This window comes from Aeromonas sp. s9, from assembly GCF_040907765.1.
Lineage (GTDB): Bacteria > Pseudomonadota > Gammaproteobacteria > Enterobacterales > Aeromonadaceae > Aeromonas > Aeromonas caviae.
On sequence record NZ_JBFOCK010000078.1, the window covers coordinates 24,036 to 42,246 of the forward strand.

At 60.9% G+C, this 18,211-nt stretch carries 17 protein-coding genes; 7 read left to right on the forward strand and 10 right to left on the reverse strand.

What is annotated here, in order from left to right; translation table 11 throughout:
* Positions 1-35: 35 nt before the first annotated feature.
* The 3 genes from AB5Y54_RS16225 to nagB are packed head-to-tail and all read right to left on the reverse strand — an operon-like array spanning position 36 to position 3,210.
* Positions 36-1,250: an ROK family protein gene (locus AB5Y54_RS16225; protein ID WP_010674096.1), complete on the reverse strand. Its 1,215-nt coding sequence runs from the start codon at positions 1,248-1,250 to the stop codon at positions 36-38.
* A gap of 4 nt (positions 1,251-1,254) precedes the next feature.
* On the reverse strand, positions 1,255-2,400 hold the full coding sequence (gene nagA / locus AB5Y54_RS16230; protein ID WP_368154018.1) for an N-acetylglucosamine-6-phosphate deacetylase: 1,146 nt from the start codon (positions 2,398-2,400) through the stop codon (positions 1,255-1,257).
* Between the two features lie 9 nt (positions 2,401-2,409).
* On the reverse strand, positions 2,410-3,210 hold the full coding sequence (nagB, locus tag AB5Y54_RS16235) for a glucosamine-6-phosphate deaminase (protein WP_368154019.1): 801 nt from the start codon (positions 3,208-3,210) through the stop codon (positions 2,410-2,412).
* A gap of 272 nt (positions 3,211-3,482) precedes the next feature.
* Here nagB and nagE point away from each other — a divergent pair, with 272 nt between their 5' ends.
* The 3 genes from nagE to glnS all read left to right on the forward strand — a co-directional run bounded on the left by nagE (position 3,483) and on the right by glnS (position 9,723).
* Positions 3,483-4,937, forward strand: coding sequence for an N-acetylglucosamine-specific PTS transporter subunit IIBC (nagE, locus tag AB5Y54_RS16240; RefSeq protein WP_368154020.1), 1,455 nt, complete (start codon positions 3,483-3,485; stop codon positions 4,935-4,937).
* 122 nt (positions 4,938-5,059) lie between these two features.
* On the forward strand, positions 5,060-7,723 hold the full coding sequence (locus tag AB5Y54_RS16245) for a beta-N-acetylhexosaminidase (RefSeq protein ID WP_368154021.1): 2,664 nt from the start codon (positions 5,060-5,062) through the stop codon (positions 7,721-7,723).
* A 338-nt stretch (positions 7,724-8,061) separates the two neighbouring features.
* Positions 8,062-9,723, forward strand: coding sequence for a glutamine--tRNA ligase (glnS, locus tag AB5Y54_RS16250; RefSeq protein WP_010674101.1), 1,662 nt, complete (start codon positions 8,062-8,064; stop codon positions 9,721-9,723).
* A gap of 99 nt (positions 9,724-9,822) precedes the next feature.
* Here the strand turns inward: glnS and fur are convergent, their stop codons facing one another.
* Positions 9,823-10,251: a ferric iron uptake transcriptional regulator gene (gene fur / locus AB5Y54_RS16255; RefSeq protein ID WP_010674102.1), complete on the reverse strand. Its 429-nt coding sequence runs from the start codon at positions 10,249-10,251 to the stop codon at positions 9,823-9,825.
* Between the two features lie 231 nt (positions 10,252-10,482).
* Here fur and AB5Y54_RS16260 point away from each other — a divergent pair, with 231 nt between their 5' ends.
* The gene (locus AB5Y54_RS16260; protein WP_010674103.1) at positions 10,483-10,956 is read left to right on the forward strand and encodes a DUF4442 domain-containing protein; all 474 of its coding nucleotides are present in this window, start codon (positions 10,483-10,485) and stop codon (positions 10,954-10,956) included.
* A 68-nt stretch (positions 10,957-11,024) separates the two neighbouring features.
* Here AB5Y54_RS16260 and fldA read toward each other — a convergent pair whose 3' ends face one another.
* The 4 genes from fldA to AB5Y54_RS16280 are packed head-to-tail and all read right to left on the reverse strand — an operon-like array spanning position 11,025 to position 12,948.
* The gene (gene fldA / locus AB5Y54_RS16265) at positions 11,025-11,549 is read right to left on the reverse strand and encodes a flavodoxin FldA (RefSeq protein WP_010674104.1); all 525 of its coding nucleotides are present in this window, start codon (positions 11,547-11,549) and stop codon (positions 11,025-11,027) included.
* Between the two features lie 40 nt (positions 11,550-11,589).
* Positions 11,590-11,886 carry a LexA regulated protein gene (ybfE, locus tag AB5Y54_RS16270; RefSeq protein ID WP_005325670.1) on the reverse strand — a complete coding sequence of 99 codons (297 nt, stop codon included), beginning with the start codon at positions 11,884-11,886 and terminating at the stop codon, positions 11,590-11,592.
* Between the two features lie 20 nt (positions 11,887-11,906).
* A complete protein-coding gene (locus AB5Y54_RS16275) occupies positions 11,907-12,128 on the reverse strand; it encodes a DUF2788 domain-containing protein (RefSeq protein WP_010674106.1) in 222 nt (73 codons plus the stop codon).
* A 55-nt stretch (positions 12,129-12,183) separates the two neighbouring features.
* Entirely contained in the window at positions 12,184-12,948 is a 765-nt protein-coding gene (locus AB5Y54_RS16280; RefSeq protein ID WP_041212711.1) for an alpha/beta fold hydrolase, read from the reverse strand.
* 291 nt (positions 12,949-13,239) lie between these two features.
* Between AB5Y54_RS16280 and seqA the strand changes: the two genes are divergently transcribed.
* The gene (gene seqA, locus AB5Y54_RS16285) at positions 13,240-13,749 is read left to right on the forward strand and encodes a replication initiation negative regulator SeqA (protein WP_200164011.1); all 510 of its coding nucleotides are present in this window, start codon (positions 13,240-13,242) and stop codon (positions 13,747-13,749) included.
* A 53-nt stretch (positions 13,750-13,802) separates the two neighbouring features.
* The gene (gene pgm, locus AB5Y54_RS16290) at positions 13,803-15,452 is read left to right on the forward strand and encodes a phosphoglucomutase (alpha-D-glucose-1,6-bisphosphate-dependent) (protein WP_010674109.1); all 1,650 of its coding nucleotides are present in this window, start codon (positions 13,803-13,805) and stop codon (positions 15,450-15,452) included.
* 74 nt (positions 15,453-15,526) lie between these two features.
* Here pgm and AB5Y54_RS16295 read toward each other — a convergent pair whose 3' ends face one another.
* Positions 15,527-16,408 (reverse strand): DMT family transporter, encoded by an 882-nt coding sequence (locus AB5Y54_RS16295; protein ID WP_042017343.1) that lies wholly within the window; start codon positions 16,406-16,408, stop codon positions 15,527-15,529.
* Between the two features lie 94 nt (positions 16,409-16,502).
* Between AB5Y54_RS16295 and AB5Y54_RS16300 the strand changes: the two genes are divergently transcribed.
* Positions 16,503-16,985 carry a MarR family winged helix-turn-helix transcriptional regulator gene (locus tag AB5Y54_RS16300; protein ID WP_042017340.1) on the forward strand — a complete coding sequence of 161 codons (483 nt, stop codon included), beginning with the start codon at positions 16,503-16,505 and terminating at the stop codon, positions 16,983-16,985.
* Positions 16,986-17,030: 45 nt separating this feature from the next.
* Here the strand turns inward: AB5Y54_RS16300 and mltB are convergent, their stop codons facing one another.
* Positions 17,031-18,128: a lytic murein transglycosylase B gene (mltB, locus tag AB5Y54_RS16305; protein ID WP_041212714.1), complete on the reverse strand. Its 1,098-nt coding sequence runs from the start codon at positions 18,126-18,128 to the stop codon at positions 17,031-17,033.
* Between the last annotated feature and the right edge of the window lie 83 nt (positions 18,129-18,211).

The window sequence follows — 18,211 nt, forward strand, 5'->3', positions numbered from 1 at the left end:
ACTGGCTGCCGTTTTCGTATCCGAAGGGGTGGACCTTACTTCTGCTCCATGATGATCTGCAGCAGATCCCCTTCCAGCAGGGAGCGCTTGACCAGGGCGAAGCCGCCGATGGTGGGCTGGTTCTGGAAGCGCGCCTTCACGATGGGCAGGCCGCGATGGAAACTTGGCAGAGACTGGTGCTCGACACAGCGGCGGATGGCCGGGATCAGGATCTCTTCGGCGGCGGTGATTTCACCGGCGATGAGCACCTTCTGGGGGTTGAACAGGTTGACCGTGATGGCGATGGCGCGCCCCAGGTGCTCCCCCACGTTCTCGATCACGCTGCGGGCCAGCTCGTCACCGGCCACCGCCGCCTTGCACACCTCCTGGATGGTGATGTGCTTCTCTTGCAACGAACTCAGGTGACCGCGGCTGATGAGCTCCTTCACCTTGTCGACGATGGCCTCGTTGGAGGCGATGGTCTCGAGGCAGCCGAAGTTGCCGCAGTGGCAGCGCTTGCCAAGAGGTTCGACCTGGATGTGGCCTATTTCACCGACGTTGCGGTTCTGGCCGAGAAACACCTTGCCCTTGGTGATGATGCCCGAGCCCGTCCCCTGGTGGACACTCACCAGGATGGAGTCCATGCAGTCGCGGGACTCGCCGAAGAAGTGTTCGGCCAGCGCCAGCGAACGGGTGTCGTTGCCCACGTAGCAGGGGAGGTTGAAGTGGTGCTCCAGGAGCTTGGCGAGCCCCAGGTTGCGGATCTGGTAGGTGGGGGTGTAGATGACCATGCCGGATTCCGGGTTGACCAGACCCGGCATGGTCAGCGCGATGCTGATGAGGTTGCGGCTGCGATCCTGATTGGCGTCGATGAAGGCGCCAATCTCCCGCAGCAGCATGTCCACCACGGGTTGCTGCTCGATCTCGGTCACCTGGGTGATGTGCTGATCGAGCTCCTTGCCGTCGAGGTCATACAGGGAGAGCTGCAGGTAGCCGCGACCCAGCTTGGCGGACACAAACTGGAAGCGATGCTTGATGGTGGTCAGGGAGATGGCGCGGCGCCCGCCGGTGGAGGCTTGCGGCGAGGTTTCCCTGATGAGGCCGTGCTCGATCAGTTGCCGGGTTATCTTGGTCACGCTGGCCGGGGCCAGCTGACTCAACTCGGCAATTTTGACCCGCGAGATGGGCCCCTGCAGGTCAATGAGGCGATAGACGACCGCACTGTTTACCTGCTTGATAAGATCTACGTTTGCTATTTGTCCGCCAGTCATAGTGTCACTGTGTTGTGTAGTGTCCGTTAACCACGGTCCCGCAGACCGCGAAGGCCTGATCAAAGACGGTGAGGTTGGCAATTTTTCCGACCTGGATACTACCGAGACGCGAGTCCCATCCAATGGCGCGAGCGGGGTAAAGGGTGGCCATTCTCAGTGCTTCGTCGAGCGGCAATCCGACCTGTTTGACCAGATTTTCCACCCCTTCGATCATGGTGAGGGCGGAGCCGCCGAGTGTACCATTCTCATCGACGCACTTACCATCGCGGAAATAGACGGTTGCGCCGCAAAAATCAAATTTCTCAAAGCCTTCCGGTGCGCCCGCCGCCGCGGTGGCATCGGTGACCAGCACCAGCCGCTCCCCCAGCATCCTGTGCGCTAGGCGCACGTTGGCCCAGTGTACGTGGTGGCCGTCGACGATGATGCCCGCATAGACATCCTTGCGATCGTAGATGGCACCGACCACGCCGGGCTCGCGACCATTCAGGGTCGGGGTCATGGCGTTGTAGAGGTGGGTGGCAAAGCGCATGCCGTTGTCAAAGCCCGCCATGGCCTGATCGTAGTTGGCGGCGGTGTGGCCGGCGGAGACCAGGATGCCGGCCTCCACCAGACGGCGGATGTGCTCGGGCTTGTTGCGCTCTGGCGCCAGGGTGATCTTGGCGATGGCGTCCGCGTTGTCGCAGAAGAAGTCGATCATCTCGTCGGCGGGCTGGCGGATCTGTTCGGCCGGGTGGATCCCCTTGCGCTTGAGGTTGGTGTAGGGCCCTTCCAGATGGACGCCAAGCACCTCGTTGGGGTGGGCGGCCATGTAGTCGCGGGTGACGGCGACGGCCTGCTTCATGTCCGCATCCGGGCTGGTGATCAGGGTCGGCAGGAAGCTGGTTGTCCCGGATTTCAGGTTGGCCGCCTGCATGGTGGCCAGGGTGTCCGTGGTGATGTGACCGTTGAACATGACGCCACCGCAGCCGTTGAGCTGGACGTCGATGAAGCCGGCGCTGAGGTTGGCGCCCTGGAGGTCAATCTGCTCGATGCCGGCGGGCAGTTCTGCCTGGCGGGAGATGGCGACAATCTTGTCGCCATCGATGACCACGCCATAACCGGTCAGCACGCAGCTGCCGGTGTAGAGAGTGCAATTAGTCAGAGCGTACATGGGAGCTCCTCAGAGGTGCTTGATATTGTCGGCTTCCAGTTGCTGGAAGTAGCGCACCGTCTTGACCTTCAACTCCATGGTAGAGGGCTCGTCGCACACGACGATGCCTTTCGGATGCAGTTGCAGGGTGGAGATGGTCCACATGTGGTTGACGCTGCCCTCCACGGTGGCCTGCAGGGCCTGGGCCTTGGCGTGACCGACCACCAGGATCAGGATCTCTTCGGCGTCCATCAGGGTGCCGACACCCACGGTCAGGGCCAGCTTGGGCACCTGCTCCATGTCGTCGCCAAAGAAGCGGGAGTTGGCGATGCGGGTGTCTTCGGTCAGGGTCTTGACCCGGGTACGGGAAGCCAGGGAAGAGGCCGGTTCGTTGAAGGCGATGTGACCGTCGTTGCCGACGCCGCCCATGAACAGGTGGATTTTGCCGTAGGACTTGATCTTGTCTTCGTAGCGCTGGCACTCGGCCACCAGATCCTCGGCGTTGCCATTGAGGATGTTGATGTTTTCCGGGCGAATGTCCACGTGATTGAAGAAGTTGTTGTGCATGAAGCTGTGGTAGCTCTCCGGATGTTCCTTGGGCAGCCCCACATACTCGTCCATGTTGAAGGTGACCACGTTCTGGAAGCTCACCTCGCCGGCTTTATGCAGCTCAATCAGGCGCTTGTAGGTGTTGAGCGGGGTGCCGCCAGTGGGCAGACCCAGCACGAAGGGGCGCTCGGCAGTGGGTTTGAACGCATTGATGCGGTCAACGATGTAACGGGCAGACCAGAGACCCACCTGGCTGGCAGACTTCAACGGGATCAGGCGCATTCTATATACCTCAGTACGGTTGCCGCACAGGGAGTGACGGCAAGGGACCAGACACGGATTCAAGTTGTTTTATAGCGTAAATAAAGATTGCGAACTAAGCCACATCTATCGGCTACCTTTATCTCTGTTGAGTGATAATGATCACGAAAGCTGGTTTATTAATTTGCGCAGCGAAATAAAACACATAGACTGCCAATCAAGCCTTGATGGCTTATGCGTCGAACGTGATAAGCACTTAATTTCTAGAAAAACACCAACTAAGGAGAGGAACCGTGAACATTCTCGGTTATTTGCAAAAGATCGGCCGTGCCCTGATGGTGCCGGTAGCGGTATTGCCTGCCGCCGCGATCCTGATGGGGATGGGCTACTGGATTGACCCGAACGGTTGGGGTGGCGGAAGCCCTCTGGCTGCGTTTCTGATCAAGGCGGGCGCCGCCATCATCGACAGTATGCCCATTCTGTTCGCCGTCGGCGTCGCTTACGGCATGTCCAAGGATAAAGACGGTTCCGCCGCGCTGGCCGGTCTGGTCGGCTTCCTGGTGGTCACCACCCTGCTGAGCCCGGGCGCCGTGGCCCAGATCAAGGGTATCCCGGCCGACCAGGTGCCGGCAGCCTTTGCCAAGATCAGCAACCAGTTCGTCGGCATCCTGTGTGGTGTCATCGCTGCCGAGCTCTACAACCGCTTCAGCAGCGTGGAGCTGCACAAGGCGCTGGCTTTCTTCTCCGGTCGTCGTCTGGTGCCGATCGTGACCTCCGTGGTGATGATCGTCGTCTCCTTCATCCTGATGGCCGTCTGGCCGGTCATCTACGGTGGCCTGGTGAGCTTCGGTGAATCCATCGTCAGCATGGGCTCCACCGGTGCCGGCATCTACGCCTTCTTCAACCGTCTGCTGATCCCGGTCGGTCTGCACCACGCCCTGAACTCCGTGTTCTGGTTCGACGTGGCCGGCATCAACGACATCCCGAACTTCCTGGGTGGCCAGTCCTCCATCGACGCCGGCAAGGCTGTCGTGGGCGTGACCGGCATGTACCAGGCCGGCTTCTTCCCCATCATGATGTTCGGTCTGCCGGGTGCCGCACTGGCCATCTACCACAGCGCGAAGAAAGAGAACAAAGAGAAGGTTGCGTCCATCATGATCGCTGCCGCCTTTGCCGCCTTCTTCACCGGGGTGACCGAGCCGCTCGAGTTCTCCTTCATGTTCGTGGCGCCGGTACTGTACGTCATCCACGCCCTGCTGACCGGTATCTCCGTGTTCATCGCAGCCTCCATGCACTGGATCGCCGGTTTCGGCTTCAGCGCCGGTCTGGTGGATATGGTGCTCTCCAGCCGCAACCCGCTGGCGACCCAGTGGTACATGCTGCTGGTACAGGGTCTGGTCTTCTTCGGCCTCTACTACGTGGTCTTCCGCGCCGTGATCGCCAAGTTCAACCTGAAAACCCCGGGTCGTGAAGATGACGAAGCCGTGCCGGTACAGGCTCAAACCACCGACCGCACCGAGCTGGCCAAGCAGTATCTGGAAGTGCTGGGTGGTCAGGAGAACCTGGTGACCATCGACGCCTGCATCACCCGTCTGCGTCTGACCCTGAAAGACCGCAGCATCGTTGACGAGCGCAAGCTCAAAGCCCTGGGCGCGGCCGGTGTGGTCAAGCTCGGTGAGCAGAACCTGCAGGTGATTCTGGGCCCATTGGCCGAGATCATCGCCGGTGAGATGAAAGCCCTGCGTTAATCGAGCGACTCGCTCACCTCAAGTCTAAGTCCATTGTTGACATAACTAAGGGCCCCGCCTCGGGGCCCCATATAAAAAAAGCCAAGAAAATCCAACCTTTACTTCAAATGAGAGCAGCAGTTATGAACTTGAAACATTCTCTGTTAGCCATTGCCATGTCTACCGTTTTCGCCGGTCCCGCACTTGCAGCCGATGCTGCCAGGCAAGCGGTGGTCGACGCCCTCGCCAGCAACCTCGTCGTCAAGTACGAAGTCGTCACCAATGACGGTGCCGGCGCCGGTCTTGATTGCCAGGCGCTGGGCTCCGAGTGGGCGAGCTGCGGCGTTGCCAAGCTGCACCTGACCAATACCGGTGCCGACGTCACCTCCAAGGACTGGAGCATCTATGTCTCCTCCATCCGCCGCATCCAGCGGGTGGACAACGACCAGTTCACCATCACCCACCTGACCGGCGACCTCTATCGTTTGACGCCGACCGAGAAGTTCCAGGGCTTTGCCAAGGACGCCACGGTCGAGGTGCCCCTGGTGGTGGAATACTGGGTATTGTTCGAATCTGACATCATGCCGAACTGGTATGTCGCCAGTGAAGGGGCCGAGCCGAAAGTGCTGGCCAGCATGAGCAACATCGACGATGCCAGCACCTACGAGAAGCCGATGCCGGCCGATGGCTGGAAGCGCACCAAGGATGACAACAACACCCTGATGAACAGCGAGACCCGTTTCGCCGCCAACCAGACCAGTACCCTGCTGCCTGCCGGCAAGATTGACGACCGCATCCTGCCAAGCCCGATGAAGCAGGTGGTCAAGGCCGGCCCGCAAGTCGACTTCTCCACCATCAAGCTCAATGCCCTTGACCTGCCGAGCGATCGCGCCGAGGCCCTGAAGGCGCAACTGACCAAGCTGGGTGTTACCCTCTCCGACACCGGCTACCCGGTCACCATCAAGCTCGGCAGCAAGCTCAAGCAGGCCGAAGGCTACGACATGACCATCGGCAAGAAGGGCACCGTCATCCAGGGGCACGACGTTGACGGCGCCTTCTGGGGCGCCCAGTCTCTGATCTCCCTGCTGGGGGTTGACGACAAGCTGGTGAGCCAGATGAGCGTCGAGGATGCGCCGCGCTTTGAATACCGCGGCATGCAGACCGACGTGGCCCGTCACTTCAGAAGCCCGGAGACCATGAAGAAGCTGGTGGATCAAATGTCCGCCATGAAGCTCAACGTGCTGCACCTGGGGCTGACCAACGATGAAGGCTGGCGTCTGGAGATCCCGGGCCTGCCGGAGCTGACCGACGTCGGCAGCCAGCGTTGCCACGATCTCTCCGAGACCCAGTGCCTGATGCCGCAGCTCGGCTCCGGCCCCACCAGCGACAACCAGGGCTCCGGTTTCTACAGCAAGGCGGACTACATCGACCTGGTACGCTATGCCAAGGCCCGCGGTGTGACCGTGATCCCCGAGATCAACATGCCGGCCCACGCCCGTGCCGCCGTGGTCTCCATGGAGGCACGCTACAAGCGTCTGATGAGCGAGGGCAAAGAAGCCGAGGCCAACCAGTTCCGTCTGACTGACCCGGCCGATACCTCCAACGTCACCTCGGTGCAGTTCTACGACAAGATGTCCTTCATCAACCCCTGCCAGCCGGGTGCCGCCACCTTCGTTGCCAAGGTGATGGACGAAGTGGCCCAGATGCACCAGGCCGCCGGCCAGCCGCTGACCGCCTGGCACTACGGTGGTGACGAGGCGAAGAACATCATGCAGGGCGGTGGTTACCAGGATCCGGCCGTCACCAAGAAAGAAGATCTGGTGGCCTGGAAGGGCAATGTCGACTCCAGCAAGCAGGACAAGCCGTTCGGCAAGTCCCCCATGTGCCAGAAGATGATCGACGATGGCAAGATCAAGGACGTGGCCGAGCTGCCGGTCTACTTTGCCAAGGAAGTGAGCGAGATGGTCAAGGGCCACGGCTTCTCCACCCTGCAGGCGTGGGAAGATGGCCTGAAGTACGCCACGGATGCCAGCGTATTCGCCACCGACAAGACCCGGGTCAACTTCTGGGAAACCCTCTACTGGGGTGGTTTCAACGAGGCGATGAAGTGGGCGCACAAGGGCTATGACGTGGTGCTCTCCAACCCGGATTACCTCTACTTCGACTTCCCGAACGAGGTACACCCTGCCGAGCGCGGCTACTACTGGGCAACCCGCTTCAACGACACCCGCAAGGTGTTCGCCTTCGCCCCGGAAAACCTGCCGCAGAACGCCGAGACCTCGGTTGACCGCGACGGCAACGCCTTCGTGGCCAAGGGTGACCAGGATCCGGTCAAGTTCAAGGGGATCTCCGGTCAGCAATGGAGTGAAACCGTGCGCACCGATGCCCAGTACGAATACATGGTCTATCCGCGCATCTTCTCCGTGGCCGAGCGCGCCTGGCACAAGGGCGGCTTCGAGCTCGATTACGTGAAGGGTCGCGAGTTCTCCGGCACCACCAAGCACGTGAACAAGGCCACCCTGAACAAGGAGTGGAACCAGTTTGCCAACGTGCTGGGTCAGCGCGTACTGCCGAAACTGGACCAGGCCGGGGTGGAATACCGCCTCTCCGTACCGGGCGCCAAGGTGGTGAACGGCGTGCTGGAAGCGAACGTGGATCTGCCGGGTCTGCCCATCCAGTACAGCCTGGATGGCAAGAGCTGGAGCGCCTACGACGCTGCCGCCAAGCCGACCGTGGATGGCAAGGTCTACCTGCGTACCACCAGCTTCGATGGCAAGCGTACCAGCCGCGTCACCGAGCTGAACTGATAGCTCTCAATCCATAACGCAAGGTGGGTCGCAAGACCCGCCTTTCCCAAGGTCGATGGCCATCGGGTTTGGGAAAGGTTGACTCTGCGTGTGAACCTTTGTTGTGTGTGTTTTGTCTGTTTTTCATCACTTGAGACCCCGCCCCGTGCGGGGCTTTTTTTGACCAGGATCTCTGCAATTTCTCCCGTTTCGCCGTTTTTGGTGCGCCAATGACCCGAATTGGCCAAATTCAGGTTGAGGCAGGGCGCGTAATGAGGGATCATACCCGGCTTGACGGCGGGGGTATGAGGGTGCCAGCCGGCACAACATCCGCCAGTGACGCATTTTTGAGGTGAGCCATGAGTCAGGCGAACAGCCCAACTAACTTTATTCGTCAGATCATTGATGAAGATCTGGCCAGCGGTAAGCACAGCAGCGTGCATACCCGTTTCCCGCCGGAGCCGAACGGTTATCTCCATATCGGCCACGCCAAATCCATCTGCCTGAACTTCGGCATCGCCCGCGACTATCAGGGTCAGTGCAACCTGCGTTTCGATGACACCAACCCGGCGAAGGAAGACATCGAGTTCGTGGAGTCCATCAAGCAGGACGTCCAGTGGCTGGGCTTCCAGTGGAGCGGCGAGATCTGCTACTCCTCCGACTATTTCCACAAGCTGCACGGCTATGCCATCGAGCTCATCGAGAAGGGACTGGCCTATGTGGACGAGCTCTCCCCGGAGCAGATGCGCGAATACCGCGGCACGCTGACCGCCCCTGGCAAGAACAGCCCGTTCCGCGATCGCAGCGTGGAAGAAAACCTGGCCCTGTTCGCCAAGATGAAGAACGGTGAGATGGCCGAAGGGAGCGCCTGCCTGCGCGCCAAGATCGACATGGCATCCCCCTTCATGGTGATGCGCGATCCCGTCATCTATCGCATCAAGTTTGCCCACCACCACCAGACCGGTGACGAGTGGTGCATCTACCCGATGTATGACTTCACCCACTGCATCTCGGACGCCCTGGAGGGGATCACCCACTCCCTGTGTACCCTGGAGTTCCAGGACAACCGTCGCCTGTATGACTGGGTGCTGGACAACATCAGCATCGACTGTCACCCCCGTCAGTACGAGTTTTCCCGTCTGAACCTCGAATACACCGTCATGTCCAAGCGCAAGCTGAACCTGCTGGTGACCGAGGGGCACGTGAACGGCTGGGACGATCCGCGCATGCTGACCGTCTCCGGTCTGCGCCGCCGTGGTTACACCCCGGCCTCCATCCGCGAGTTCTGCAAGCGCATCGGTGTGACCAAGCAGGACAACATCGTTGAGATGAGCATGCTGGAAGCCTGCATCCGCGACGATCTCAACGAGAACGCCCCGCGCGCCATGGCCGTGCTGCACCCGGTGAAGGTGGTGATCGAGAACCTGGCGGCGGACGAGGTGCTGACGGCGCCAGCGCACCCGAACAAGCCGGAGATGGGGACCCGTGAGCTGCATTTCTCCCGCGAAATCTTCATCGACGAGGCGGACTTCAAAGAGGAAGCCAACAAGCAGTTCAAGCGGCTGGTGCTGGGCAAGGAAGTGCGCCTGCGCAACGCCTACGTCATCAAGGCCGAGCGGGTCGAGAAGGATGCGGACGGCAAGGTCACCTGCATCTACTGCTCTTACGACCCCGAGACCCTGGGCAAGGATCCGGCGGACGGCCGCAAGGTGAAAGGGGTGATCCACTGGGTCAGCGCCACTCACTCCCTGCCGGCCGAAGTGCGTCTCTACGACCGTCTGTTCAAGGTGCCGAACCCGGGCGCCGAGGATGACTTCGAAGCGGCTCTGAATCCGGAATCCCTGGTGATCATCGAAGGGGCCCGGGTGGAAGCTTCCCTGAAGGATGCCAAGCCGGAGTTTGCCTACCAGTTCGAGCGTGAAGGTTACTTCTGCGCCGACAACAAGCTCTCCAGCGCCGAGCGCCTGGTGTTCAACCGCACCGTGGCCCTGCGTGACGTCTGGGGCAAGGCCGAGGCCTGATAGAAGAGGGCAGGGGAAACCCTGCCGCTTCTGGTCCGGATTGCGGACATAAAAAAGCCAGCATCATGCTGACTTTTTTATTGTGCCGACCCGGCCGAATCAATCGTCGTGCTTGCAGTCACCGTTGGCGCAGTGGCCATACAGGTAAAGGCTGTGGTTGGTCAGGCGGATGTTGTGCGCCTTGGCGATGTCGCGCTGGCGCTGTTCGATCACCTCGTCGGAGAACTCGATCACCTTGCCGCAGTCGAGGCAGACCAGGTGGTCGTGGTGCTCCTGGGTGGCCAGCTCGAACACCGACTTGCCCCCTTCGAAATGGTGACGCGTGACGATACCGGCATCATCAAACTGGTTGAGAACGCGATAAACGGTAGCGAGACCAATCTCCTCGCCCTGATCGATCAGCCGTTTGTACAGATCTTCCGCACTGGTGTGCTGGCAGTCCGGCTGTTGCAGGATTTCCAGGATCTTGACACGGGGCAAGGTGATCTTGAGCCCGGCCTTTTTTAACGCTTGGTTGTTGTCTGCCATTTCTATTTATTCGCATTCTCGAAGGTGTGGTTATTCTGATTGACTGCCGCTGTAATGGCAACCACGAACTCGCTTGGCCTGTCATTATAGGTCGTAGCCAAGTTAAAAATAAACCCAGCAATTCAAGGGCTTTAGCTCATCAAGCCCGTCATGGGAATATTCAGGCCCGCTTGCTCGACCAGAGAATGTTGATACTATGTGACTTCTTTATAGTCTGGTCGGATGAGATCCATGGATTGGCTTTTCGGCAATGCCGCCTGGGTGCGCTGCGCCCTCAACGCCTGGCCCCCCTTCTGGGGTGCAGGCATCAAGATAGAAACCCTGAGCCCCGATTTCCGCTTCTGCCGGGTCACTCTCAAGTCCCGCTGGTGGAACAAGAATGCCAACCGGACCCAGTTTGGTGGCAGCATGTTCGCCATGACGGATCCCATCTACCCGTTGATGCTGATGGGATATTTCAAGAACCGCTACTACGTGTGGGACAAGGCGGGCAGCATCAATTTCATCAAGCCGGGCAAGGGCAAACTGGTGGCGGAGTTCACCCTGAGCGACGCCAAGCTGGCATCGATCGTGGCGGCGACCGAGGGGGGGGAGAAGCACTTTCCCGAGTTCGAGGTGCAGGTGCAGGATGGCCAGGGCGAGCTGGTGGCCCAGGTGAAGCGCACCCTCTATGTCAGATCCAAGCCCCAGCACAGGGGGGGCTGAATGCCTGCTGCAGATGCAACAAGGGCCCCGTCGGGGCCCTTGTTGCATGAAGAGGGAGGGAGATCAGATCACTCCAGCTCGCCCAGGCACATCTCTTCGTGCAGCTGTTTGCACCAGCCCTTGACGCGCTCTGCAGTCAGCTCGGGTTGGCGATCTTCGTCGATGCCCAGGCCCACGAAGTGCTTGTCATCCACGAGCGCCTTGGAGGCTTCGAACTCGTAGCTCGCGGTCGGCCAGTGGCCGATGATGATGGCGCCCTTGGCTTCGACGATGTCACGCAGGGTGCCCATGGCGTCGAGGAAGTACTCGGCATAGTCTTCCTGATCGCCGCATCCGAAGATGGCCACCAGCTTGTTGTTGAAGTCGATCTCTTCGAGTTCGGGGAAGAAGTCGTCCCAATCGGCCTGGGCTTCGCCGTAGTACCAAGTCGGGATGCCGAACATCAGCAGATCGAAGCTGTCGATGTCGGCCTTGCTGCTCTTGGCAATGTCACGGACTTCAATCAGTTGTTTGCCCAGTTCTTTCTGGATCATCTTGGCGACAGCTTCGGTATTACCGGTATCACTGCCGAAAAACAGACCTACACTAGCCATAGTGTTTCGTTACCCGTATCTGGTGTTGATGCTTGACGGTTCAGATTGCGATGCCTGCTGCATGAGCAGACTCGATCTGTTGCTTCAGGATAGATTGGATCAGCTCGGCTCGGCTGACGTTCTGTTGCAGCGCAAGTTGGTTCAGGCGCTCCAGCAACTCGGCTTCCACCTTTAACTCGACCCGTTTCAGCCCGTTCTCACGATCGCGCTTGAGCTGGTTGCGCTTGTTGATCTTGAGCTGGGTCTCGCGGGGGAGTGGATTGGTCTTTGGCCTGCCGGGGCGCTTCTCAGTTGCGAACAGATCCAGTGTTGTTCGATCAGTTTGCTGTTTGGCCATACATCACAGATGAAAAGTAGTTAGCCGATCCCTGAGCCTTCCCAGCCCATTTCGATCAGCCCCTTGGCGACAAAACCCGCGCAACCCAGAAACAGCACCAGCCAGACGATGAAGCGGCCGAAGCGGGGCACATTGCCCCGTTTGAGCACGTCCTGAATGGCCAGACCAATCAGCAGGAAGATGGCCACGAAGAACAGTTTCAGGCCCAGACTCTCGATGAGATCGATGTGTTCACTCAGCATGGATTGCGCGCACTCCTTAAGACGGGCGCACTATATCACAAAGGATTTGAAACTGTTAACCGCCTGTCGACAGGAAATCCACAACCAGTTTGTTGAACAAAACCGGCTTTTCCGCGTGCAGCCAGTGACCCGTGCCGGCGATGACGCGGGCCTTGGCGGCCGGGAACTGAGCCATCGCGGCCCCGGTGTATTCGGGCAGCATATAGTCGGAGTCTCCCCCTTTGATGAAGAGTGTCGCGCCTTCGAAGCGGCGTTCATCGTCGGGCCAGCCCATGATGTTGGCGTAGTTGCGCTCAAGGGCCGGCACGTTGAAACGCCACCCCCATCCAGACTCCCCTTTGGCGAAGGATTTGAGCAGGAACTGGCGCACCCCGGCGATCTCGATGTGCTCGGCCAGCATGGCTTCCGCCTCGCTGCGGCTCTGGGGGGGCGTGGCCAGCGTGGCATTGAGCCCGGCAAACACGTTCTTGTGGCGGGCGTGGGGATAGGCCACCGGGGCGATGTCCGCCACTACCAGCTTGCTGACCCTGTGAGGGGCCTGCTTGGCGACCTGCATGGCGACCTTGCCCCCCATGGAGTGACCCACCAGGGCCACCTGTTCAAGTCCAAGATGGTCCAGCAAGGCCAGGATGTCCTCCGCCTGGGCCGGGTAGCTCATCTCGTCCGAGTGAAAGGAGGCGCCGTGATTGCGCAGATCGACGCTGATGACCCGGTATTGTTCGCTGAGGGGGCGTGCCAGCAGGCCGAGGTTGTCCAGGCTGCCAAAGAGGCCATGGATCAGCACGACAGTCGGGCCTTCGCCCTGATCCTTGAAGTTCAATCGTGGGTATTGTTGCAAAATGACACCTTATCGGTCGTGGGCTCTATCGCCATAATTTTTTAACACACTGAAAGAAAAGGATTTCATTCCTGGTGGGGGATTTTTTTGTGGTTTTTTTTCAAAAATATCTCCCCGGGATCGGCTATCAGTGCGGGGGATCACACACTTGGCCCGTCATTATGCCGTATTCTCAAGGAGATTCATGCACATCTGTCCGCCCCTTGCTTGGGCTGCCGGGTCTGCCTATGTATAATCGCCGCATCCGAATTTCGACGAGTCCAGCGCATCCCTATGAAAACCATCGAGCTTGATGACGATCTCTACTTCTTTATCGCGAGCCAGACCCGGCACATCGGCGAGAGTGCGTCCGATATCCTGCGTCGCCTGCTGGAGCAACCCGCCCAGGCTGGCACGGCAACCGTGGCGGCCGCGCCTGCGATGCAACCGCAACCCGTGGCCGATACCATGGGGCTGGAGGCACTGCTGGATTCCGGCGAGCTTCAGAAAGAAGAGAAGTCCATCAACCGCTTCATGCTGGTATTGAGCACCCTCTATCGGGACAACCCGGAAGGCTTCACCCAGGCGACCGAGATAAAAGGGCGCAAGCGCGTCTATTTCTCCCGTGACCCGGAAGCGCTGCGTGCCAGTGGCAGCACCACCAAGCCCAAGCCGGTACCGGAGACCCCGTTCTGGGTGATCACCAATACCAATACCAGCCGCAAGCAGAACATGGTGGCCCAGCTCATGAACAGCATGGGTTATGACGAGGATCTGACGGCTCGGGTGTGCGGCGCCGTTTAACCCATCAATGACTTCAGGCCTTGCCGGGCAAGGCTCAGCTCAAGGAAAACGCCATGGCACAGCATTCCCACGCCGGTCAGCCGGCTCGTCTTTGCGATCTGACCAACATTCCCCGTCTGGTCAGCGCCTACTACCTCAACAAGCCGGACATGAGCCGCCCTGAGCAGCGGGTCGCCTTCGGCACCTCCGGTCACCGCGGCAGCGCCCTGCACAGCGCCTTCACCGAATCCCACATTCTGGCGGTGACCCAGGCGCTGGTGGAGTACCGCCAGCAGGCCGGTATCACGGGGCCGCTGTTCGTCGGCATGGATACCCATGCCCTGTCCGAATCCGCCTTTGCCAGCGCGGTGGAAGTGCTGGCGGCCAACGGTGTTGAGACCCGCATTCAGGCCGGCCTCGGCTTCACGCCGACCCCGGTCATCTCCCATGCCATCCTGCGCCACAACGCAGGCAAACCCGTGGCCCAGGCGGACGGCGTGGTGATCACCCCGTCCCACAACCCGCCGGAAGATGGTGGCTTCAAATACAACCCGCCCCACGGCGGTCCTGCCGAAGGCGAGATCACCAAGTGGGTGGAAGACCGCGCCAACGCGATCCTGGAAGCGGGCCTGGCCGGTGTGAAGCGGATGCCGTTTGCCGAGGCTCTCAAGAGCCCGTTCGTGGTGGAACACGACTATGTCACCCCTTATGTGGATGATCTCGAGAACGTGCTGGATCTGGCCGCCATCAAGCAGGCTGGCATCAAGATAGGCGTGGATCCGCTGGGTGGCTCCGGCGTCGCCTACTGGGACGTCATCGCCAGGCGCTACGGTCTGGACATCGAGGTGGTGAACTACAAGGTCGACCCGACCTTCTCCTTCATGACCCTGGACAAAGACGGCAAGATCCGGATGGACTGTTCCAGCCCGTTCGCCATGGCGAGCCTGATTGCCCTGAAAGACAAGTTCGACATCGCCCTTGGCAATGACCCTGACTACGACCGTCACGGCATCGTCACCAAGGCGGGCCTGATGAATCCGAACCACTATCTGGCGGTGGCGATCCAGTATCTGTTCACCCACAGAACCGGCTGGCCCAAGGGGGCGGCCGTCGGCAAGACGCTGGTCTCCTCTTCCATGATCGACCGGGTAGCCGGCGAGATCGGTCGCACCCTCAAAGAGGTGCCGGTCGGCTTCAAGTGGTTCGTGGACGGTCTCTACAGCGGCGAGTTCGGCTTTGGCGGCGAGGAGAGCGCGGGTGCCTCCTTCCTGCGCAAGGACGGTACCGTCTGGACCACCGACAAGGATGGCTTCATCCTGGCGCTGCTGGCGGCCGAGATCCTGGCGGTGACCGGCAAGGATCCCCAGGCCCACTACGATGCGCTCGAAGCCAGATTCGGCCGCTCCAGCTACCGCCGCATCGATGCCCCGGCCAACAGCGCCCAGAAGGCGGTGCTCTCCAAGCTGGATCCGGCCCTGGTGGAAGCCTCCACCCTGGCTGGCGAGCCCATCCTCGCCAAGCTGACCAAGGCGCCGGGCAACGATGCCGCCATCGGCGGCCTGAAAGTGGTGACCGAGAACGGCTGGTTCGCGGCGCGCCCCTCCGGTACCGAGTCCATCTACAAGATCTACATGGAGAGTTTCAAGGGGGAGGCGCACCTGGACCTCATCCAGCAGGAAGCCCAGCAGATTGTCTCCGCCGCCCTGGCCAAGGCCGGCGTCTGACCCTTACGGCAACAACCCATGTGAAAGAGGAGCCCTGGTGGCTCCTCTTCTTTTTGTGTCGGGTTGACTGCGGATCAGCCGTTGTCGACGCTGCCGGTGGCGGCCTTGCGGTTCTGCCAGCGCTTGAGGAAGGAGCGGGCCGGCAGCTTCATCAGGAAGAGAGAGAGCAGGATGATGCCGATGCCGAGCCACTGACGGCCATCCAGGGTTTCTCCCACCATCAGCACACCGCAGGAGACCGCCACCATGGGGTTGGTGAGGGCCAGCATCCCCATCACCTCCGGGCCATGGCGTTTGAGTCCCCAGAGCCAGGCCCAGTAGGCCAGAGCCGTATTGAGGATCACCAGCCAGATAAGCCCGGGAGTGGCGTCAGCCCGGGGCAGGGGCATGGGGCCGGCCAGCCACCAGGCCAGCGGGATCAGCATCAGGCCGCCCAGCAGCAGCTGCCAGGCGGTCAGGGCCAGCAGATCGTCCACCGGCCAGCGTTGCATCCAGCGGCTCGACTGGCCGATGAGCAGGGTGGCGAGCAGGGCGCACGCCACGCCGACGGGATCCAGATTGGCAGAGGGATTGAGCAGCAAGAGCACCCCGACGAGCCCCATCACCCCCAGCAACAGCCACTTGATCGTCGGTCTGACACCGTCTTGCAGCCAGGCCAGCCCCATCAGGATGAGGGGCAGCGTCGCTCCCAACGTACCCGCCACGGCGCCGGGCAGGCGAAACGCCGCCACGAACAGCAGGGCGAAGAAGGCGGTGATGTTGCAAAACGCCAGCAGGAACTGCCTGCTCCAGACGAGAGGCGGCCTGCGGGGATGGAGCAACAGCAGCAGCACCCCGGCGGGGAGGGCGCGCCACACGGCCACCCAGTAGGGGGAGTAGTCGGTCAGGTAGAGACTGACGACGGCATAGGTGCTGCCCCAGAGCAGGGGGGCGAGCAGGGCGATCAGCAGTGGCATGGTTATCTCGCAACAAAGTATCTTCAAGTAAAGATACATTGGTCGCGAGTTGGTTTATTATCAAGTATCTTCATGTAAAGATAATGGAGCCCCAATGGAGAGTGATCATGTAGATCAGCTGCTGGCCCAGTGGGCCCGGCAGCGCCCGGACCTCGACTGCACCCCCATGGGGGTGCTGGGGCGGGTGGCGCGCATGGCGGCGATCGCCGGGCGCGAAGTGAGCGAGACCCTCAAGGAGTGCGGTCTGCTGGGGTCTGATTTCGATATCCTGGCGACCCTGCGTCGGGCCGGCGAGCCGCTGACCCCGACCGCGCTCTACCAGTCCGCCATGCTGAGTTCAGGGGCCATGACGGCCCGGCTCGACAAGCTGGAGCAGCGTGGCCTGATAAGACGTGAAGCCTCCCCCGATGACAGGCGCAGCCTGCTGGTCTGCCTGACGGAGCCGGGGCGGGAGCTGGTTGACCATGCGGTGGAGCAGCACGTGGCAAACGAGCGTCGCCTGCTGGCCCCATTGAGCCTGGCCGAACAGGAGCAGCTGGCGGCCCTGCTCAAGCGCTGGTTGCTGGAAAACGAATAGCAAAACGGGCCCATCGGGCCCGTTTTCGTTGGCATTGAGGCTGGCTCAGTAGCCGCCTCTGGCATCCCTGACGGCAAGGCCAAGCTGCCATACCGCCATGGCGTAGTGGGTGCTGTGGTTGTAGCGGGTGATGGCGTAGAAGTTCGGCAAGCCGTACCAGTACTGGTAACCGGTGCCGACATCCAGACGCAGCAGGCTCGCCTCCTTGTGATTGCCAAGGGAGCCGGTGGGAGCCAGCCCGGCACCGCGCAGGGTGGCCACCGGGTAGCGGGTCTGGAAGCCGTGCTCATAGCCCGGCAGCTGTCCCTGGCCGCGTACTGCCACCGGCTGCCCTTTCTCCCAGCCGTGGGCCTTGAAGTAGTTGGCCACGCTGCCGATGGCATCCACCGGATCCCACAGGTTGGTGTGGCCGTTGCCGTTGAAGTCCACCGCGTAGTTGCGAAAACTCGACGGCATGAACTGGCCGTAGCCCATGGCCCCGGCATAGGAGCCCTTGGGTTCGGTGGGGTCCATCCCCTCATCCCGGGTCATCACCAGGAAGGCTTCCAGCTCGCCGGTGAAGAAGTCGGCGCGGCGCGGGTAGTCAAATGCCAGGGTCGCCAGGGCGTCGAGAATGCGGGTCTTGCCCATCACCCGACCCCAGCGGGTTTCCACCCCGATGATGCCGACGATGATCTCGGGTGGCACCCCGTAGATCTGCTGCGCCCGGTTGAGTTCACTCTCGTATTCACGCCAGAAGTTGACGCCGTTCTGTACGTTGTCCGGGGTGATGAACTTGGCGCGGTAGCGGTTCCAGGCGCCGGTCGGGCCGGTGGGCGGTCTGGTGGTGGGGGCCTGGGCGTCCATCAGCTTGATGATCCAGTCATAACGCTCGGCCTGGGCCAGTACCCGGTGCAGCTCGGCGCTGTCGAAGCCGTGCTTTTGCACCATCCGCTGCACGAAGTTGTCCACGTTGGAACGATTGGCGAAGTCCCCCTTGCTGACCCCGGGCTGGCTCACCTGTCCGTAGAAGGGTTTGCTCGGCGGCGTCTGGTTGATGAAGGCGCTGTTGGGTTGGGGTTTGACCACGGGCTTGGGCGCCGGCGTGCTGCTGCAGCCGTAGATCAGGGGAAACAGGGAGAGGACACAGACAAGGCGACGCATAGGGTTCTCGTGAGCCTGAAAAAGAGTGCCGTCATGGTAAAACATTGGCGTGCAGGCGCAAGTGCTCCGTGCCGGCGCGTCCC

Excerpts from the sequence above, each read along its gene's own strand:
- AB5Y54_RS16225 (WP_010674096.1), bottom strand. The coding sequence starts at position 1,250 with ATGACTGGCGGACAAATAGCAAACGTAGATCTTATCAAGCAGGTAAAC.
- nagA (WP_368154018.1), bottom strand. The coding sequence starts at position 2,400 with ATGTACGCTCTGACTAATTGCACTCTCTACACCGGCAGCTGCGTGCTG.
- nagB (WP_368154019.1), bottom strand. The coding sequence starts at position 3,210 with ATGCGCCTGATCCCGTTGAAGTCTGCCAGCCAGGTGGGTCTCTGGTCT.
- AB5Y54_RS16245 (WP_368154021.1), top strand. The coding sequence starts at position 5,060 with ATGAACTTGAAACATTCTCTGTTAGCCATTGCCATGTCTACCGTTTTC.
- glnS (WP_010674101.1), top strand. The coding sequence starts at position 8,062 with ATGAGTCAGGCGAACAGCCCAACTAACTTTATTCGTCAGATCATTGAT.
- fur (WP_010674102.1), bottom strand. The coding sequence starts at position 10,251 with ATGGCAGACAACAACCAAGCGTTAAAAAAGGCCGGGCTCAAGATCACC.
- AB5Y54_RS16260 (WP_010674103.1), top strand. The coding sequence starts at position 10,483 with ATGGATTGGCTTTTCGGCAATGCCGCCTGGGTGCGCTGCGCCCTCAAC.
- fldA (WP_010674104.1), bottom strand. The coding sequence starts at position 11,549 with ATGGCTAGTGTAGGTCTGTTTTTCGGCAGTGATACCGGTAATACCGAA.
- ybfE (WP_005325670.1), bottom strand. The coding sequence starts at position 11,886 with ATGGCCAAACAGCAAACTGATCGAACAACACTGGATCTGTTCGCAACT.
- AB5Y54_RS16275 (WP_010674106.1), bottom strand. The coding sequence starts at position 12,128 with ATGCTGAGTGAACACATCGATCTCATCGAGAGTCTGGGCCTGAAACTG.
- seqA (WP_200164011.1), top strand. The coding sequence starts at position 13,240 with ATGAAAACCATCGAGCTTGATGACGATCTCTACTTCTTTATCGCGAGC.
- pgm (WP_010674109.1), top strand. The coding sequence starts at position 13,803 with ATGGCACAGCATTCCCACGCCGGTCAGCCGGCTCGTCTTTGCGATCTG.
- AB5Y54_RS16295 (WP_042017343.1), bottom strand. The coding sequence starts at position 16,408 with ATGCCACTGCTGATCGCCCTGCTCGCCCCCCTGCTCTGGGGCAGCACC.
- AB5Y54_RS16300 (WP_042017340.1), top strand. The coding sequence starts at position 16,503 with ATGGAGAGTGATCATGTAGATCAGCTGCTGGCCCAGTGGGCCCGGCAG.
- mltB (WP_041212714.1), bottom strand. The coding sequence starts at position 18,128 with ATGCGTCGCCTTGTCTGTGTCCTCTCCCTGTTTCCCCTGATCTACGGC.